This window comes from Gemmatimonadales bacterium, from assembly GCA_019637315.1.
GTDB lineage: Bacteria > Gemmatimonadota > Gemmatimonadetes > Gemmatimonadales > GWC2-71-9 > SHZU01.
In genome coordinates this window covers 64,304-81,231 of sequence record JAHBVU010000007.1, presented here as the reverse complement: position 1 = coordinate 81,231, position 16,928 = coordinate 64,304, and the positions used below count along the sequence as shown (strand labels likewise).

The following is a 16,928-nucleotide window of genomic DNA, read 5'->3' as shown; positions in this document are numbered from 1 at the left end:
TCAGCGAATCGCGACCACGTCAACGGTAAAGACGAGAATCGCGTTTCCCGGAATCGGTCCGATCCCGCGGGCCCCGTAGCCCAGGTCCGGGGGCAGGATCAGCTGGCGCTTGCCACCGACCCGCATCCCGACCACTCCCTCGTCCCAGCCGGCAATGACCTGACCGGTCCCCGGCTGAAACGTGAACGGCTCTTTGCCGGGTTGGTTGGCGTCGAATGACGTTCCGTCGGTCAGGAAGCCAGCGTAGTGGACTGCAACGGTCTGGCCTGCCTCGACCTCAGGACCACTGCCGACCACGAGATCACGGTAGTACAGGCCCGACCCTGTCTTGGTGGCTTGACTCAAGTCGACCTGCAAGGCCGGGGCAAACGTGGTCGAGTCGATGGCAGCGGTCATGGGGGTCGCGCCCTCCTTGGCGCAGGCAGCGGCGAGCATGGCGGCCGCAATAGCAATCGTTGGAATTCGCATGAGACGGCTCTTGGGTTGATGGGTGACCCTCGAAGCGACGCGAGTTCGCCGCACCTCGAACAAGATAAACCACCGCGCCGCTGGCGCCGGACATCTGGCCGCGCTACCCTTCGACCTTCTTCCATCCTGTCCGGATTTTCTGATGACCAACTCGACTCTTGCTTCCGTCGCTGACGCATTGCGCGACCAGGTCGTGGCCTGGCGGCGCCATCTCCACCAGCATCCTGAACTTTCCTTCCAGGAACACGAAACGGCCCGGTTCGTTCACGACACGCTGGTCGGATTTGGCAACCTGACCGTGACCCGTCCGACGGAAACGAGCGTGCTCGCGCGCCTGGTGACCGGGCGCCCGGGGCCGACCCTGGCGTTTCGGGCCGACATGGACGCCCTGCCGATCCACGAGGAGAATGACCACGAGTTCGTGTCGACGGTCCCCGGCGTCATGCACGCCTGCGGACACGACGGACACACCGCCGTCCTGCTTGGCGTCGCCAAGATCTTGCTCGAGCGGCGCGACGAACTCTCCGGTGAACTCCGCTTCATCTTCCAGCATGCCGAGGAGGTGCTGCCAGGCGGGGCCCAGGCCATGGTCGATGCCGGGGTCATGGATGGTGTCGACCTCGTCGTCGGCCAGCACGTCTGGTCGCTGCTCGAGGAGGGGCAGGTCGCGTTTCGCGAAGGCCCCATGATGGCCGCTCCTGACACGTTCTGGATCACAGTGCGCGGCAAGGGAGGTCATGCTGCGCAGCCCAACAAGTCGGTCGACCCGGTCATGATTGGTGCGCAGGTCGTAATGGCGCTCCAGACGGTTGTCTCACGGGTCGTCGATCCGATCGAGCCGGCCGTGGTGAGCGTCACGCAGTTCAACGCCGGCACCATTCACAACGTGATTCCCGAAGAAGCCAAGCTGGCCGGCACGGTCCGGACCTTCGACAAGGCGCTCCGTGCCGAGATTCCGCAGGTCATGGAACGGATCGTGAAGGGCATTACCGAAGCCCACGGAGCGCGGTACGAGTTCGCCTATCAGAACGGCTACCGGCCCGTCGTCAATGATCCCGAGGTGACGCGCCGGGTTGCCGCGCTGGCGCGAGATCTGTTCGGCGACGATCGGGTCGTGACCCTCAAGCCCAACATGGGCGGCGAGGATTTCTCGGCCTTCATGGAGAAGGCGCCGGGAACCTTCTTTTTCACCGGCGCAGGGAACCCGTCGCGCGGTATCGTCGAGCCCCATCATCATCCCAGGTTCGACATCGACGAGAGCAGCCTCGACCAGTCGCTGCGCCTCTTCGTAGCCGTCGCGATCGACGTGCTGGGAGTCAAGCGATAGCCGCGTGCCGGCGGGCGGGCCCGAAGCTCGTGCCCGCGTGAGCGGCTGCGGGCGCTATCTTGGGAGCATGATCATCCGCTTCTCATTCGGGCTGTTGCTCGCGGGCGCGATGGCTGCACCCGTGGCTGGCCAGAGTACCCGGGCAGAGCGGACCGGGTCTCGTGAGACCTCTACGCTCGCTGACGTGCGTCTGTTCCTCGATAGCCTTGCCGCCAGAACTCCATTCGTTCGGATCGCCAGCTTCGGTCGGACGGCGTTGGGGCATCAGACGCCCTATGTGGTCGCGTCCAGGCCGCTGGTCACTGACCCGGCGGACGCACATCGCTCAGGCAGGCCGATCGTGTACATCCAGGCCAACATTCACGGCGGTGAGGTCGAAGGGAAGGAGGCGAGTCTGATGCTCCTCCGGGACCTCACGGTCGGGTCGCTGCAGCCGCTGCTCGATAGCCTCGTGCTCGTGGTGGTGCCGGTCTACAATGCCGATGGCAACGAGGCGTTCGGGCCGGGCGACCAGAACCGTCGAGGGCAACAGGGCCCTGCTGTCGTCGGGCGCCGCCAGAACGGGCAGGGACTTGACCTCAACCGCGACCTCGTCAAGCAGGAGGCACCGGAAACCAGGCATCTCCTGGCCCTGGTCGATCGCTGGGATCCCGATCTCTACCTGGACCTCCACACCACCAACGGCAGCTACCACGGCTATGTCCTGACCTACTCAGCGGGCAACAATGCCAACCCGTCGCTGGCCAACGACTATGTCCGCGATCGCCTCCTCCCCGAAATCAGGACCCGGATGCGGACCAGGCATGGCCACGAGACCTACTGGTACGGCAACTTTCTCAGCCAGCATCCCGATTCGCTGGTGCGCGGCTGGCAGACGTTTGACCCCGGAGCCCGATACGCGACCAACTGGTTCGGCCTCCGCGGACGGATGTCGATTCTGAGTGAAGCCTACTCGAATGCCGACTTCCCGACCCGGATCCGGGCAACCTACGACTTCGTGCTCGAGATTCTGCGGTACACGGCAGCGGAGCGAACCACTATCAAGGCCATCAATGCCGCCACTGCCATTGCGCGTCCCGACTCGGTGGTGGTGAGCAGCCGGTGGGCCGACCCCGTCAACGAAGCTGTGATTGCCGAGATTACCCACGCCGCCGGGGAAGGAGCTGGCCCGTTTGCGCGACGGCTCCGGACGGGAACCTTCCGGACCGTTCGGATGCCGGCTTATGTACGGTTCGCTGCCGCGGCCAAGGAACCGGTTCGCGCCGGATACATCCTGCCGCCGCAGCACGAGCATCTCGTCGCCCTGCTGCGACGACAGGGCATCCTCGTCGAGCGTTTGCTGGCTCCCTGGTCCGGTCCCGCCGAGGTCTTCCGGGTCGATTCGTTGTCGGTGGCCGGCGGCGTATTCGAGGGGCATCGCCTGATCGGAGTTCACGGTGCTTGGCGCCCCGGCCACGCGGAGGCGGCACAGGGGTCGTACCTGGTGCCGACCGATCAGCGCCTGGGGCTCTTCGCTGCGTACCTGCTGGAGCCCGCCAGCGAGGATGGCTTTGCGGTCTGGAACCTGCTCGACCGCGACTTGCGCCGCGGTGCGGACCTGCCGATCGTCCGCGTCGCCGTGCTGCCGGGGCACCGCGAAGGCCTCCCATGAGCGAGCGGTCGACGGCAGCCGGCCGCGAGCAAGGTTGCCGTAGCGGGTAGGCCCCCTGCCTGGACCGCGGCGCGGTTCGTGCAGCATCATTAGGCGAATGACCCGGATCCCAACCCGGGCCAACCATTCAACCGGCGCCGGACCCAGCGCGAGGCACTGCCTATGACGATCACGCCCGGGGGAAGCGGGTTGCCCGACGAACGTGTCTTCTCGGAGGCAATGGTCGCCAGCTTGCCCGGGATTCTGTACTGCTACGACGAGCAGGGGAGGTTCCTGCGCTGGAACCGCTCGTTCGAAGTGGCGTCCGGCTACTCGGCGGATCAGATCACTCGGATGCACCCGCTCGATTTCTTCAGCGAGCGCGACCGGCCCCTGCTCGAGCGCCGGATCGCCGAAGTCTTTGCCAGCGGAGGGTCAGCCATCGAGGCGGACTTCATTGCCCGGGATGGCACGGCCACCCCATATCTGTTCACTGGCCGCCGGGTGGTACTCGAGGGTAAACCCTGTCTCGTGGGTGTCGGGATTGACATCTCCGAGCGGAAACGCGCGCAAGACCGGCTCGCCGAAAGCGAACGGCGGTATCGCGAGCTGGTCGAACATGCCAACAGCATCATCCTTCGCTGGAACGCCGACGGACGGATTACCCTGCTCAACGAGTACGGCCAGCGCTTCTTCGGCTTCAGCGCCGACGAGATCCTCGGACGCCATGTGATCGGAACGATCGTCCCGACGACCGAAAGCGGAGGCCGGGATCTCCGGCGGTTGATCGAGGATATCTGCTCCGCGCCGGAGTCCTACGAACAGAGCGTCAATGAGAACATGCTTCGAAACGGGGACCGGGTCTGGATTGCCTGGACCAATCGGATCATCCGAGACGCCGAGGGCCGGCTGGTCGAGTTTCTGAGTATCGGAACCGACATCACGGCGCGCCGCCGTGCGGAGGAAGCGCAGCGGGCGAGCGAGGCACGCTACCGAACGCTGTTCGAGTACGCGCCCGACGGGATCCTGATCGCCGATCCGGAAAGCCGCTATCTCGACGCCAATCCGAGCATCTGCCGGATGCTCGGCTATGCGCGACATGAGCTCATCGGCAAGCTCCCGGTGGATATTCTTCCCCCTGCGGAGTTGCGTCGTGTTGCCGGAACCCTGAGCGAAATCCGGGATGTGGGCGCCCACAACCAGGAATGGACCTTCCTGCGGAAGGACGGATCGACCTTTCCGGCCGACGTGATTGCTGCCGGGACCCCCGATGGTAATCTGATTGCCGTGGTTCGCGACGTGACCGAGCGGAAGGCCGCCGACGCCGAACGCGAGAAGCGGCACCGCGCCGAGGCCGCCGACCGGATCAAATCGGCCTTCCTGGCCACCATGTCACACGAACTGCGGACCCCGCTCAACTCGATCATCGGGTTCACCGGCATCATGCTCCAGGGCTTGGCCGGCCCGGTCAATCCGGAGCAGCACAAGCAACTCGACATGGTCAGACGGAGCGCCCGCCATTTGCTCGCGCTGGTGAATGACGTGCTCGATATCTCGAAGATCGAGGCGGGGCAGCTCGACGTCGCGCGCGAGCCATTCGACCTGGGACGGTCGGTGGCCAAGGTTGTTGCTTCGGTCGCTCCGCAGGCAGAGGCAAAGGGACTCGCGCTCGTGTCCGAGGTGGCTGCGGATCTCGGCACCATCCTTGGCGACGAGCGGCGGGTGGAGCAGATCCTCCTCAATCTGCTCGGCAACGCCATCAAGTTCACCGAACGGGGACAGGTCTCGGTTATTGCGGAGCTGGCGGACGCACCGCACCCCGAAGCTGGGGGGCCGGTGGTTCGGATTCGCGTGGCGGACACCGGTCCGGGCATCCGCACCGAGGACCTCGCATCCCTGTTTCAACCGTTTCGGCAGCTCGATGTCGGCATGGCTCGTCGACACGACGGCACCGGGTTGGGCTTGGCGATCTGCCGCCGGCTAGCGAGTTTAATGGGTGGCGATGTCGTTGCTGAGAGCGAATGGGGAGTCGGAAGCGTCTTTACGGTGACGCTGCCGCTCCGTTCCCAGGAGAGTTCATGAGCGCCGTTATTCTCCTGATCGAGGACAACCCCCAGAATCGCTATCTCGCCTGTTTTCTCCTTGAACAGCGCGGACACACGGTGGTACAGGCCGGGACCGGACCCGAGGGATTGGCGCTGGCGGCGTCGGCCAACCCGGCCCTCATCCTCCTCGATATTCAGTTGCCAGGCATGGACGGGTACGCGGTCGCTCGCGCGCTTCGGGCCGATCCGGTGCTCGCAGCCATTCCGATCGTGGCGGTAACCTCATATGCGATGGTCGGCGATCGGGAAAAGTGTCTTGCCGCCGGCGCGACCGGATACCTCGAAAAACCGATCAACCCCGAAACGTTCGTCGCAGACGTCGAGCGGTTTCTTCAGATGAAACCCAAGGCGGCCGGATCATGACACGGGTGTTGATCGTCGATGATATCGAGACGAATCGCTACATGTTGCGGTCGCTGTTCGAGGGCCATGGATACACGGTGGATGAGGCGGTCCACGGCGCCGAAGCGCTGACCCGCGCACGTCTGCAGGCACCCGACCTCGTCGTCTCAGACTTGCTGATGCCGGTGCTCGACGGTTACGCCCTCCTGCGTCATTGGCGAGCGGATGATCGGCTCGCGCCGATTCCCTTCGTCGTCTACACGGCAACCTATACCGACCCCAAGGACGAGCGGCTGGCGATGGATCTCGGCGCGGACGACTTCATCGTCAAACCGGCCGAACCGGAGGAGTTCATGGATCGGATCCGGGAGATCCTGGAGCGGGCCGGCCGGGGCGAGCTCTCGGTGGGGTTGCGGGCGGGGACGGCCACCCCGGACCTGATCGAACGACACAACGCGCTGCTGATCGGAAAGCTCGAACAGAAAGTGCGGGAGCTCGAAGCCACCAACGGACGACTCCGAACCGAGATTGCCGAGCGCACCGCGGCGGAAGTGGCTCGCCGAGAGAGCGAACTGCGGTACCGCAGTCTCTTCGAGGCGATCACGGAACCGCTCTTCGTTTATGACCGCGAGACGCTCCGCTATCTGGCGGTCAATCAGGCCGCCGTCGATCGGTACGGATACAGCCGCGACGAGTTCCTGACGATGACGATCAAGGACATCCGGCCCCCGGAGGACATTCCGGCCTTGCTCGAGATGGTCGGCCGATCCCTCGGCGACTCGGAGGTACGGGGGGTGTGGCGGCACCGGACCAAGTCGGGTGAGATCTTGGAGGTGGAGATCTTTGCCTATGGGCTGACCTGGTCTGGGAAGCCGGCAAGCCTGGTCGAAGCCCGGGATGTGACCCAGATCCGCAGGGCCGGAGCAGAGCTGGCTCGAACGAGCCAGCTGCTCAAGGCCGTGGTCGAAGGCACCACTGACACGGTGTTCGTCAAGGACCTCGAGGGTCGCTACCTGCTGTTCAACCAGGCCGCCAGCCGAGCGGCAGGACGACCGGTCGACGAAGTATTGGGCCGGGACGACGACGCCATCTTCGGGCCGGTCCAGGCCGCAGCGGTTCGGGCGAGCGACCGCCTCGTCATCGAGTCCGGCCGGGTTCACAACGTCGAGGATCTCATTCCTGTCGACGGCAAGCCGAGGATCTTCCAGTCGATCAAGGCCCCGTACCGCAGCGAGCGGGGCGAGGTGATTGGTGTCATCGGCGTATCCCGAGACATCACGGAGCTCAAGGAGACGCAGGTAGCGCTCGAGCTGCGGGATCGGGCCATCCAGCAGGTGTCGCAAGGGATCCTGATCACCGACCCGAACGAGCCCGACGGACCGATCATCTACGCCAGTGCCGGCTTCGAACGGATCACCGGGTGGCGCACCGACGAGGTCGTGGGGCGGAACTGCCGATTTCTTCAAGGCAAGGACACCGACCCGGAGACGGTGCGTTCGATGCGCGAGGCGATCGCCGAAGGGCGCGGCTGCGCGGTCGAAGTGCTCAACTACCGGAAGGACGGAACGCCCTTCTGGAATGCGCTGTCCATCAACCCCGTCCATGATGCGCACGGGCGGGTCTCACACTTCGTTGGCGTCCAGAGCGACGTGACCGAGCGCCGTCGCCTCGAGGATCAGTACCGCCAGGCGCAGAAGATGGAAGCGGTTGGTCGCCTGGCGGGCGGTGTGGCGCACGACTTCAATAATCTGCTGACGATCATTACCGGCTATACCGAGCTGATGCTTGGCAACGCCGAGATGCCGAGCGACGATCGTGAAGCGATCACCGCGATCGCCGAAGCGGCCGGGCGCGCCGCCGCACTGACCCGGCAACTGCTCGGACTGAGCCGCCAGTCGATGCTTCAGCCGAGGGTCGTCAGCCTCAATGCGATCGTCGAAGAGTTGGGGAAGATCCTTCACCGCCTGATTGGTGAGGATATCGCCTTCCACACCGTCCTGGACCCCGGCTTGGGGAGGGTCAAAGTTGACCCGGGCCAGATCGGTCAGGTGTTGTTGAACCTGGCGGTCAATGCCCGGGACGCGATGCCCCGCGGCGGGAAGCTCACCGTGGAAACGGCTAACGTGGTGCTGAGCGAGGAGTATGCCGCCAGTCGGCTTGACTGCCGGCCGGGGCCACACGTCATGCTCGCGATGACGGACACGGGGTGCGGAATGACCCCGGAAGTCCAGGCCCGGATCTTCGATCCGTTCTTCACCACCAAGGAGGTCGGGAAGGGCACCGGACTTGGCTTGCCGATGGTGTTCGGTACGGTACGACAGAGTGAGGGCTCGATCCATGTCTACAGCGAACCCGGGCGCGGGACCACATTCAAACTCTATTTCCCCGCCGTTGACGAACCGGTCACCGAGGTGCCAGCTGCAACGGCCACCGAGGCTGAACGGGGCACCGAAACCATCCTCGTGGTCGAAGATGACCCGGGTGTCAGGGGGCTCACCGTCCGGAGCCTGGAACGGCACGGCTATCGGGTCCTTACTGCGGTCGACGGGCTCGAAGCGCTCCGGGTGCTCGACGACGGTGCTGAAACGGTCGACCTGCTGCTGACCGATGTGGTCATGCCCAATATGAGTGGTCCGGAGCTGGCGGCCGTACTTCGCGCCAGGTTTCCGGGCCTCAAGGTGCTGTTCATGAGCGGGTACACCGACGACGCAATCGTTCGCCATGGTTTGCTGGCAGCCGAGGTTGCCTTCGTTCAGAAGCCGTACACCCCGCGCGGACTGACCAAGAAGGTGCGCGAGGTGCTCGGGCAGGAGCCGACCGATCCGGCATCAGCCACCCCGGACAGGTAGATTGCCGGTCCGGCCCGGCTCGATCCTGCAGTGACGTGCGGGAGCGACCTGTGGGCCCTCGGTCCTCTCGGTGCCCAGCTACCCGGAATCCGATCTTGTCATGACTGACTGGCCAACTCGGTTTGCCGACCGCTACGATGTGGTACGCCGCCTGGGTCAGGGCGCCTTTGCGCGGACCTATCTGGCCGAGGACTCGACCGGTGGGCGTCAGGTTGCCCTCAAGATCCTCGATCCGGCGCAGGCCGAGGATTGGAAGACGTTCGAGATGTTCGAACGTGAGGCCGCCGTCCTCAAGACCTTGCGGCACCAGGGTATTCCGGAGGTGTTCGAGACGGTGCGCGGCGACTGGCTCGGCCGCCAGGTGCACGCCATTGCGCTCGAGTTCATCGATGGCCAGTCGATTGCCCAGCGGATCGAGCAGGGCGGAGGGCTAGACCGGGCCGGGGTGATGCACCTCTTCCTCGAAATGCTCGGCGTGCTCGACTCACCTCCACAGCCGGATCCCGCCCATCCTCCATCGCGATATCAAACCGGCCAATATCATCGTCAGGCCGATGGCAATCCGGTGCTGGTGGACTTCGGGGCCGTCCGCAACGTGGTGCGAGGCGATGGGGGGTCCACCATCGCCGGAACTTACGGCTACATGCCGTACGAGCAGTACATGGGGCAGGCTACCGCCAGCAGCGACCTTTATGCCCTGGCCGCCACGTTCCTGCATTTGGTCACCGGATCCCCGCCACCGATGTTCCTCAATCCGGCCGGCCGGATCGAGGTGCCCGAGGCGCTGTCCTGCCAGGAACCGCTTCGATCGGTTCTGGCCCGAATGCTCCAACCGTCGCCATCGGATCGGTACCAGTCGGCCCGCGAGGTCCGCGACAGCCTGTTCCGCGCACCAGCGGCGGCACCGACCGGTCCTGGGGTCGCGGTGGCCGTGGCCCAGTCTTCGGCCCCCGTCCGGGTCCCGGCTCTTGGTCCGCCGATCGCCCTCGACCCCGGGCCGCGGGTCATCACTGGCGACCTGAAGAAACTCTACCACAGGCTGGCCCCCGGCGTCCTCCAGACCATTGACCCCGATGCCGCCCGCCGGGGGGGACGGTGGCGCCTGATCGATATGCTGGTGGTCGGGTTCTTCTCGGCAGTCAGCTTCGGGGTCCTCCCCCTGATCTACGGCGTTACCGTGGCAAACCGCCGGAACCGGGTCCGCCCGTTTCTCGAGAGCGGCCAGTTGAGAGAGGCCGTGATTCTGGGCATGGAAATCGAGACCTCCAGCCTCGGAACCAAAGAAATGCGAGTCAGATACCAGTTCGAGGTCGACGGGCGGGTAATTCGAAGCTCCGATCTGGTGTCGCGAAATCGGGCAGAACGTTGGCAGGTCGGCGAGGCGGTCCAGGTGCTCTACCTGCCGGAGCGGGACGACGACAGCATCATCGCCGCCTGAGGTAGTCTCCCCACCGGGGCGTCCCATGTCTCTGGCTCCTGGCGGGGGCCGATTCAGTGGGCTCCGTCGGTCTTGAGCCCCCCCTGTAAGTCGGCTATCTTTCAGGGCTTATGTTCGACGACCTGTCTACCAAACTGACCGATGCCCTCAAGCGTCTTGCGGGCAAAGGCGTCCTCACCGAGGACGCGGTCAAAGAGGGCCTCCGGGAAATTCGCCGGGTGCTGCTCGAAGCCGATGTGAGCTTCGAGCTGACCCGCCAGTTTCTCGAGCGGGTTCAGGACAAGGCCGTCGGCGTCGTTCAGATGAAGGGCGTCAAGCCCGGCCAGCAGATCGTCAAGATCGTCTACGACGAACTGGTCGCCATGCTGGGTGAGAAGCAGGCGCCGATTGCTCACGCGTCGGTTCCGCCCACGGTCATCCTCATCGTCGGTCTTCAGGGCTCTGGTAAGACGACCAGCGCCGGCAAGCTCGCCAAGCGACTCAAGCTCGAACAGAAAGCGCCCTTCCTGATTGCGGCGGACGTCTATCGTCCGGCCGCCGTCGAGCAGCTCGATACGCTTGCTCGGCAGGTCGGGGTCGGCTTCCACGGCGAGCCCGGGCAGACCGACGTCGTCGGCATCGTCCGGCGCGGCATCGAAGCGGCCGGCAAGGCGCGCGCGCGCTCGGTCATCGTCGATACCGCGGGCCGCCTCCAGATCGACGACGAGATGATGGCCGAGCTGATCAAGCTCAAGAGCACCATCAAACCGCACGAGATCCTGCTGGTCGCCGACGGCATGACCGGCCAGGACGCGGTTCGGATTGCCAAGGGCTTCCATGACGCGCTCGGTGTCACCGGCGTCGTGCTCACCAAGATGGACGGCGACTCCCGCGGCGGTGCGGCGCTGTCGATCTACGGTGTCACCCACGCGCCGATCAAGTACGTCGGCGTCGGTGAAGGCCTCGATGCGCTGGAGCCGTTCCATCCCGAGCGGATGGCGGGCCGGATCCTCCAGCAGGGCGACGTGCTGAGCCTGGTCGAAAAAGCCCAGGGCGCCATCGACGAAAAAGAAGCCGAGAAGCTGGCCAAGAAGGCGATGTCGAAGAAGGGCCTGGACCTCCAGGACTTTCTCACCGCCATGAAGCAGATGCAGAAGATGGGGCCGCTCAAGAACGTGCTGGGCATGCTGCCAGGCGTGAACTCGCAGATGCTCAAGTCGGCCAATGTCGACGACAATCGGATCAAACACGTCGAAGCCATCGTGCTGTCGATGACTGCCGGTGAGCGGGCCGATCCTGATCTGATGAATGGATCGCGCCGGCTCCGCGTGGCCAAAGGCTCCGGCCGGACGGTTCAGGAAGTCAATCAGCTGCTGAATCAGTTCAAGCAGATGCAGAAGCTGATGAAGGGCGGGAAAAACGGGCCCAAGCTGCCGTTCGGCGGCGGGGGCGCAGTGTTCCCGGGCAGGCGGGGCTGAGGTAAACGGCAGGTCGGGTGAGGTCGGAACCTCTACCCTCACGATTATCTAAGGAGTAGTCTGTGGCAACTCGTATTCGTCTTCGCCGCGTCGGGCGGAAAAAGCTCCCGATCTACCGGATCGTCGTGGCCGAGAAGACCAAGCCGCGCGATGGCCGTTTCATCGCCATTCTCGGCACCTACAATCCGCGCGCCGAGACCGACAAGCAGCTCCAGATCGACGTCGAAGCGGCCAAGGAGTGGGTCGGTAAGGGCGCGACGCCGTCGGACACTGTCGGGACGCTGCTCAAGAAGGCGGGCGTCACGGCGTGACGGATCTACCGCCCCGCCACCTGGTGGTGGGACGGTTGCGGAAGCCGCACGGACTCAAGGGCGAGTGTGCGGTCTTTCCGCTCACGGACGACCCGCAGACGGTGTTTGCGCCGGGGCGGTCGGTCTGGGTCACGAGTCTGGCAGGTGAGCAGGTTGCGGGACCGCTCGTGATCGAGCGGAGCCGGATCTATCATCGCGAGATCCTCGTCACCTTTGTCGGGTACGAGGACCGGCTGATCATCGAGGGGTGGCGGGACTACCTGCTCTCCGCGCCAGCCGAGACGCTGACGCCGCCAGCTGAGGGAGAGGTCTACCTCCACGAGCTCGAGGGCTTCGCGGTGCAGGATCCGGCGGGTAACCCGCTCGGTGTGGTGACCGCGGTCGAGGAGTACCCGACCGGGCTGATGCTGGAAGTGCAGGGCAGGAAACGTGAGTTCCTGGTGCCGTTTCGCAAGGAATTCGTGGTCCAGGTGGAGCGGGAGGCGCGCCGGCTGGTGCTCGATGCGCCCGATGGCCTGATCGATGAGTGAGGCCGAGGCGCCGCCCCGCACCAGGATCAACGTCATCTCGCTCTTTCCGGAGGTGATGGCGCCGTATCTCGCGGCCAGCATTCCGGCCCGGGCAGTGGAGAAGGGCTTGGTGGAGTTCCGGCTGGTGCAGCTGAGAGACTACGCCACGGATCGGCATCGGACGGTCGACGATACGCCCTACGGGGGCGGGGCCGGGATGGTGATCAAGCCGGATGTCGTGTTTGCGGCGGTCGAGTCACTGGGTAACCCAGGACGGGTCCTGGTGATGTCGGCGCGCGGAGTTCCGCTCACCCACCGCGCGGTGGTGCGGTATTCGCTGGCACCGGTGCTGACGCTGATTGCGGGTCACTACAAGGACCTCGACCAGCGCATTGTCGACGGGTTGAACGCCGAGGAAGTCTGCGTCGGCGATTTCATCCTCTCGGGTGGGGAGCCGGCCGCGCTCTGCCTGATCGACGCGGTGGTACGGTTGCTCCCGGGTGCGCTGGGAGACCATGAGTCGGCCAGTTCCGACTCGTTCTATGACGGGTTGTTGAGCCCGCCGAGCTACACCCGCCCGCCGGAGTTCCGGGGAATGGCGGTGCCGGCGGTGCTCAGGTCGGGCAATCACGCCGAGATTGCGGCGTGGAAGCAGCAGGAAGCCGAGCGATTGACCTCGGTGCGGCGGCCCGACCTTTGGGCGGCCTGGAAACGGGAACACGACACTGAGACGTGAGGGACGTCTCGCTATTCAAGGAGCAGGGGTTATGACGGAACTTTCGACGCTTACCCGGGAAGGTCTCAAGACCGATATCCCGACCTTTGCGCCAGGCGACACGGTCAAAGTGATGGTCCGTGTTCGTGAAGGCGACAAAGAGCGACTGCAGGCGTTCGAGGGTGTTTGCCTCGCGCGTAGGGGCGGTGGCATCGACGAGACCTTCACGGTGCGGAAGGTCTCCGCGTCGGTTGGTGTCGAGCGCATCTTCCCGCTCCACAGCCCGACCGTTGCCTCGATCTCCGTGGTTCGACGGGGGCGGGTGCGGCGCGCCAAGCTCTACTACCTGCGCAATCTGAGCGGCAAGGGCGCCCGGATCCGTGAGCGTCGCGACCCGGCGCACACCGGCAAGGGCGAGAAGTAGCTCCGTTGCAGGTCCGGGTGGCGGCCTCGCTGCCCGGCTGACAGTCGATCTCCCGGGACGCACCGTCCCGGGCCTCCCGGAGCGCTCATGGCCGGCAAGGTGCCATCGCTGGAACGCGAGCGGCTCGCCTGGCAGGCAGGTGGGCTGCTGATCGGCGTCGATGAAGCAGGCCGCGGTCCCCTGGCCGGTCCAGTGGTGGCTGCGGCCGTCGTATTCCCGGAAGGTGTCACCCGCTTCCGGCGTATCCGTGACAGTAAGACGCTCGCCGAAGCGAAGCGCGACGTTGCGGCGGGGCTGGTTCGCCAGCACGCGGTTGCGATCGGGGTTGGCGCCGCTTCGGTTCGTGAAATCGATCGGCTCAACATCCGGCGCGCCACGGTGCTCGCCATGCGTCGCGCGGTCAGGCGAGCCCTTCCCGCGTTGCCGGCGGGCCGACCCTATCAGATCCTGCTCGACGGCCTGCCCATGCCTGACCTGGGGCTCGATCACGACGCCCTCGTCGACGGCGACGCGCTTTGCCTTTCGATTGCTGCGGCCGGCATCATCGCCAAGACGGTTCGGGATCGCCTGATGAGCAGTCTGGGCGCCCGGCATCCGGCCTACCACTGGGGCAGCAACCGCGGCTATGGCACGGAGCGGCACCGGCAGGCCATCGAGGCGGCCGGCCCCACTCCGCATCATCGTCGTACTTTCATGCCGGTTGTCCAACTCGGTCTCGAACTGTAGGAAGGTACCCGATGCTGATGCGTCCGATCCGAGCTGCACTGCTGGCCGTGGTTGGGCTGGTCGGTGTCACCAGCGCCCAGACGCCACCGGTCGACTCGGCGCGCGCGCTCTTCCGGGCTCACCTGGCTCGGTATCATGTTCCGGGGGCCAGCATTGCGGTGGCCCGGCATGGTGCCATCGTCTGGTCGGAAGGCTTTGGCATGGCCAATCTGGAACTCGGCGTGGCGGCCACACCTCGGACCAGGTTTCGGATCGGCAGCATCTCGAAAACGCTGACCTCGATTGCGGTTGCTGCGCTCTGGCAGGAGGGCAAGCTGGACCTCGACGCTCCGGTGCAGCGCTACGTTCCGACCTTTCCGGACAAGGGTTACCCGATTACCACCCGCCAACTCGCTGGCCACCTGTCGGGCATTCCCCACTACAACGCCGCCGATATCGTCAACGCGGTCCACTATCCCACCGTGACGGCAGCCCTCGACAAGTTTCGCGATCGTCCGCTCCTCTTCGTTCCCGGCGAGCGATACGCCTACTCGAGCTTCGGATGGAACCTCATCTCGGCCGTGGTCGAGGGTGCCGCAGGGGCTGAGTTCCTCGGGGAAATGCAGCGGCGTGTCTTCGATCCGTTCGGGATGGGCGAGACGATTGCGGATCACTACGCCCGGATCATTCCGGGCCGCACCGCGTTCTACCTGGTGGATTCAGCCGGTGCGGTCTCGAACGGTCCGGCCGTCGACAACAGTGATGTCTGGGCAGGTGGCGGCTTTCTGTCGACCGCCGATGACCTGGTTCGCTTTGCCCACGGCGTCGTCACGGCCCGGAGCATCGACGACCGGACCCGCGAACTGCTCTTCACCCCGATGACGACGGCTGCGGGGCAATCGACCGGGTACGGGCTGGGTTGGCGTGTCACCGCGCTCGGTGGCCGGCGCGCCGTCGGGCATGGCGGGTCGCATGTCGGCGCCGCGGCCTATCTCCTCGTCGTGCCGGAGCTGGGGCTGGCCGTCGCCATGCTCAGCAACGCGAGTCACCGCGGCCTGGAGCCCCTGGCCGGGGAAATCCTCCGCCTCTTCGAAACTCCGTAGCTAGCGGACCTCGGCGCTGATCCGCTCGAGGATGGCTCGGGCAAACTCCTTGTCCCAGGTCACTGCAGTCTTGGCCGCCACGACCACGACGCGAGATCCGGTGCCCTCGGTCCGGATCGTGACCGTGACCTCGCGATCGCTGGTAGCCCCTTCCAGGGTGCGTTTGCTGACGGCCCCTTCCTGCTCGCTGCTCGTCTTGGTTTCCCGGACGTCGTACGCCTGAAAGGCGGCCCGCGCGGCCACCAGCGTTCGATCCGGCGACACGGCAACGGTGGATTCGACCCCGCGATCGCTGACGTAGATGGCCCCGCCGGCGCCAGCGCCAGCGGCAGCCAGCAGGCAACCAGTGACGAGGCTGGCACCGGCAAGGGTCGCAGCAAGGCGAATCGGTAAACTCATGGCTTCTCCTGTTGGTCCCGTCTCGTCGGGGGACGTTTTCCGATCGCACGACCTCCACACCGTCCTGTGGGGCGTGCCACTCGCTGCGCGGGTCGGGTTCGAGCGATAGATTGAACGGAATCTCTGCCTCGAGGTCTGACTGATGCTGCTGAATCGTGGTCTGCTGGCCGTTGTGGCGCTGGCTGCTGCTTGCGGTCGTTCCGAATCCCCTGCCGGTCCGGACGTTCAAACCCGAGAAATCGAGTATCGACAGGGCGAAACCACCCTGAAAGGCTTTATCGCGTACGATGCCGCCCGGACTGATCGCCGTCCGGGTGTCCTTGTCGTGCATGAGTGGTGGGGCCATAACGAGCACGCGCGCAACCAGGCTCGCCGCCTGGCAGAGGCGGGCTATGTCGGGTTTGCCGTGGATATGTATGGCGACGGGCGCTCGACGACTCACCCGGACACGGCCCAGGCGTTCATGATGGCTGCTACGAGCGACCCGGCAACGACGGCGGCGCGGTTGGCCGCGGCCCTCGACATTCTAAAACAGGATGCGCGGGTTGATTCGGCCCGCACCGCGGCAATCGGGTACTGCTTTGGAGGCGCGGTCGTGCTTGGTGCGGCGCGCGCCGGTGTCGCCCTCGATGCGGTGGCGAGTTTCCACGGTGCTTTGCTGACCAATCCGCCGGTCGACTCGGGAGCGGTCAAAGCCCGGATCCTGGTGCTCAACGGCGCCGACGACCCGATGATTCCCCCTGAGGCGGTGCGCTCGTTTTCGGAGCAATTGGCGGCCGCCGGGGCCCGATTCGAGGTGATCAATTATCCGGGCGTGAAGCACAGCTTTACCAATCCGGACGCCGCGAGCTTCGGAATGGATGGCCTGGCGTACGATGCGACCGCCGACCGGGAATCCTGGGCGGCTATGCTCCGGATGTTCGGCGAGGTCTTCGGACAGGGCCGCTGACGGAAGGGCCCTGGCGGGAACTATGACGCCCGTCAGGGGAGGCGGCCGGGCACCGGGTCAGATGGTGAGACCGGTGCTGGCCCGATTATCTTGATCGAGGTCGGGGGCGTAGCTCAATGGTAGAGCACCGGACTTTTAATCCGTAGGTTCTGGGTTCGAGTCCCAGCGCCCTCACTCGACCTCCTGACCGGTACCTC

General features: G+C 65.4%; 16 protein-coding genes and 1 tRNA gene. 15 read left to right on the top strand and 2 right to left on the bottom strand.

Annotated elements, in window-relative coordinates; genetic code table 11:
* Positions 1–468 carry an FKBP-type peptidyl-prolyl cis-trans isomerase gene (locus tag KF785_08415; GenBank protein MBX3146782.1) on the bottom strand — a complete coding sequence of 156 codons (468 nt, stop codon included), beginning with the start codon at positions 466–468 and terminating at the stop codon, positions 1–3.
* Between the two features lie 142 nt (positions 469–610).
* On the opposite strand from KF785_08415, the gene KF785_08410 reads away from it, so the two are divergent.
* The 13 genes from KF785_08410 (at position 611) to KF785_08350 (ending at position 15,383) form a co-directional block, all read left to right on the top strand.
* Positions 611–1,795: an amidohydrolase gene (locus KF785_08410; protein MBX3146781.1), complete on the top strand. Its 1,185-nt coding sequence runs from the start codon at positions 611–613 to the stop codon at positions 1,793–1,795.
* A 67-nt stretch (positions 1,796–1,862) separates the two neighbouring features.
* Positions 1,863–3,446 carry a hypothetical protein gene (locus KF785_08405; protein ID MBX3146780.1) on the top strand — a complete coding sequence of 528 codons (1,584 nt, stop codon included), beginning with the start codon at positions 1,863–1,865 and terminating at the stop codon, positions 3,444–3,446.
* Between the two features lie 162 nt (positions 3,447–3,608).
* Positions 3,609–5,507, top strand: coding sequence for a PAS domain S-box protein (locus tag KF785_08400; protein MBX3146779.1), 1,899 nt, complete (start codon positions 3,609–3,611; stop codon positions 5,505–5,507).
* Positions 5,504–5,893, top strand: coding sequence for a response regulator (locus KF785_08395; protein ID MBX3146778.1), 390 nt, complete (start codon positions 5,504–5,506; stop codon positions 5,891–5,893). The genes KF785_08400 and KF785_08395 overlap by 4 nt, the downstream gene beginning before the upstream one ends.
* Positions 5,890–8,721, top strand: coding sequence for a PAS domain S-box protein (locus KF785_08390; GenBank protein ID MBX3146777.1), 2,832 nt, complete (start codon positions 5,890–5,892; stop codon positions 8,719–8,721). Before KF785_08395 ends, KF785_08390 begins: the two co-directional genes overlap by 4 nt.
* Positions 8,722–8,821: 100 nt before the next feature.
* Entirely contained in the window at positions 8,822–10,159 is a 1,338-nt protein-coding gene (locus tag KF785_08385) for a serine/threonine protein kinase (GenBank protein MBX3146776.1), read from the top strand.
* Positions 10,160–10,269: 110 nt separating this feature from the next.
* Complete coding sequence (gene ffh / locus KF785_08380; GenBank protein ID MBX3146775.1) at positions 10,270–11,616, top strand: signal recognition particle protein; 1,347 nt, start codon at positions 10,270–10,272, stop codon at positions 11,614–11,616.
* Positions 11,617–11,678: 62 nt separating this feature from the next.
* Positions 11,679–11,927 (top strand): 30S ribosomal protein S16, encoded by a 249-nt coding sequence (rpsP, locus tag KF785_08375; protein MBX3146774.1) that lies wholly within the window; start codon positions 11,679–11,681, stop codon positions 11,925–11,927.
* Complete coding sequence (rimM, locus tag KF785_08370; protein MBX3146773.1) at positions 11,924–12,457, top strand: 16S rRNA processing protein RimM; 534 nt, start codon at positions 11,924–11,926, stop codon at positions 12,455–12,457. Before rpsP ends, rimM begins: the two co-directional genes overlap by 4 nt.
* Positions 12,450–13,172, top strand: a complete 723-nt coding sequence (gene trmD, locus KF785_08365; protein MBX3146772.1) for a tRNA (guanosine(37)-N1)-methyltransferase TrmD — start codon at positions 12,450–12,452, stop codon at positions 13,170–13,172. Before rimM ends, trmD begins: the two co-directional genes overlap by 8 nt.
* 31 nt (positions 13,173–13,203) lie before the next feature.
* A complete protein-coding gene (gene rplS, locus KF785_08360) occupies positions 13,204–13,575 on the top strand; it encodes a 50S ribosomal protein L19 (protein ID MBX3146771.1) in 372 nt (123 codons plus the stop codon).
* Positions 13,576–13,662: 87 nt separating this feature from the next.
* Entirely contained in the window at positions 13,663–14,301 is a 639-nt protein-coding gene (locus tag KF785_08355; GenBank protein MBX3146770.1) for a ribonuclease HII, read from the top strand.
* A gap of 11 nt (positions 14,302–14,312) precedes the next feature.
* On the top strand, positions 14,313–15,383 hold the full coding sequence (locus KF785_08350; protein ID MBX3146769.1) for a beta-lactamase family protein: 1,071 nt from the start codon (positions 14,313–14,315) through the stop codon (positions 15,381–15,383).
* Here the strand turns inward: KF785_08350 and KF785_08345 are convergent, their stop codons facing one another.
* A complete protein-coding gene (locus KF785_08345; protein MBX3146768.1) occupies positions 15,384–15,782 on the bottom strand; it encodes a hypothetical protein in 399 nt (132 codons plus the stop codon).
* 142 nt (positions 15,783–15,924) lie between these two features.
* Here KF785_08345 and KF785_08340 point away from each other — a divergent pair, with 142 nt between their 5' ends.
* Positions 15,925–16,731 carry a dienelactone hydrolase family protein gene (locus KF785_08340; GenBank protein ID MBX3146767.1) on the top strand — a complete coding sequence of 269 codons (807 nt, stop codon included), beginning with the start codon at positions 15,925–15,927 and terminating at the stop codon, positions 16,729–16,731.
* A 102-nt stretch (positions 16,732–16,833) separates the two neighbouring features.
* A tRNA-Lys gene (locus KF785_08335) sits at positions 16,834–16,905 on the top strand.
* The last annotated feature ends 23 nt before the right edge of the window (positions 16,906–16,928 follow it).

What these genes read in the sequence shown, in the direction of transcription:
- KF785_08415 (MBX3146782.1), bottom strand. Translation starts at nt 468, where the DNA reads ATGCGAATTCCAACGATTGCTATTGCGGCCGCCATGCTCGCCGCTGCC.
- KF785_08410 (MBX3146781.1), top strand. Translation starts at nt 611, where the DNA reads ATGACCAACTCGACTCTTGCTTCCGTCGCTGACGCATTGCGCGACCAG.
- KF785_08405 (MBX3146780.1), top strand. Translation starts at nt 1,863, where the DNA reads ATGATCATCCGCTTCTCATTCGGGCTGTTGCTCGCGGGCGCGATGGCT.
- KF785_08400 (MBX3146779.1), top strand. Translation starts at nt 3,609, where the DNA reads ATGACGATCACGCCCGGGGGAAGCGGGTTGCCCGACGAACGTGTCTTC.
- KF785_08395 (MBX3146778.1), top strand. Translation starts at nt 5,504, where the DNA reads ATGAGCGCCGTTATTCTCCTGATCGAGGACAACCCCCAGAATCGCTAT.
- KF785_08390 (MBX3146777.1), top strand. Translation starts at nt 5,890, where the DNA reads ATGACACGGGTGTTGATCGTCGATGATATCGAGACGAATCGCTACATG.
- KF785_08385 (MBX3146776.1), top strand. Translation starts at nt 8,822, where the DNA reads ATGACTGACTGGCCAACTCGGTTTGCCGACCGCTACGATGTGGTACGC.
- ffh (MBX3146775.1), top strand. Translation starts at nt 10,270, where the DNA reads ATGTTCGACGACCTGTCTACCAAACTGACCGATGCCCTCAAGCGTCTT.
- trmD (MBX3146772.1), top strand. Translation starts at nt 12,450, where the DNA reads ATGAGTGAGGCCGAGGCGCCGCCCCGCACCAGGATCAACGTCATCTCG.
- rplS (MBX3146771.1), top strand. Translation starts at nt 13,204, where the DNA reads ATGACGGAACTTTCGACGCTTACCCGGGAAGGTCTCAAGACCGATATC.
- KF785_08355 (MBX3146770.1), top strand. Translation starts at nt 13,663, where the DNA reads ATGGCCGGCAAGGTGCCATCGCTGGAACGCGAGCGGCTCGCCTGGCAG.
- KF785_08350 (MBX3146769.1), top strand. Translation starts at nt 14,313, where the DNA reads ATGCTGATGCGTCCGATCCGAGCTGCACTGCTGGCCGTGGTTGGGCTG.
- KF785_08345 (MBX3146768.1), bottom strand. Translation starts at nt 15,782, where the DNA reads ATGAGTTTACCGATTCGCCTTGCTGCGACCCTTGCCGGTGCCAGCCTC.
- KF785_08340 (MBX3146767.1), top strand. Translation starts at nt 15,925, where the DNA reads ATGCTGCTGAATCGTGGTCTGCTGGCCGTTGTGGCGCTGGCTGCTGCT.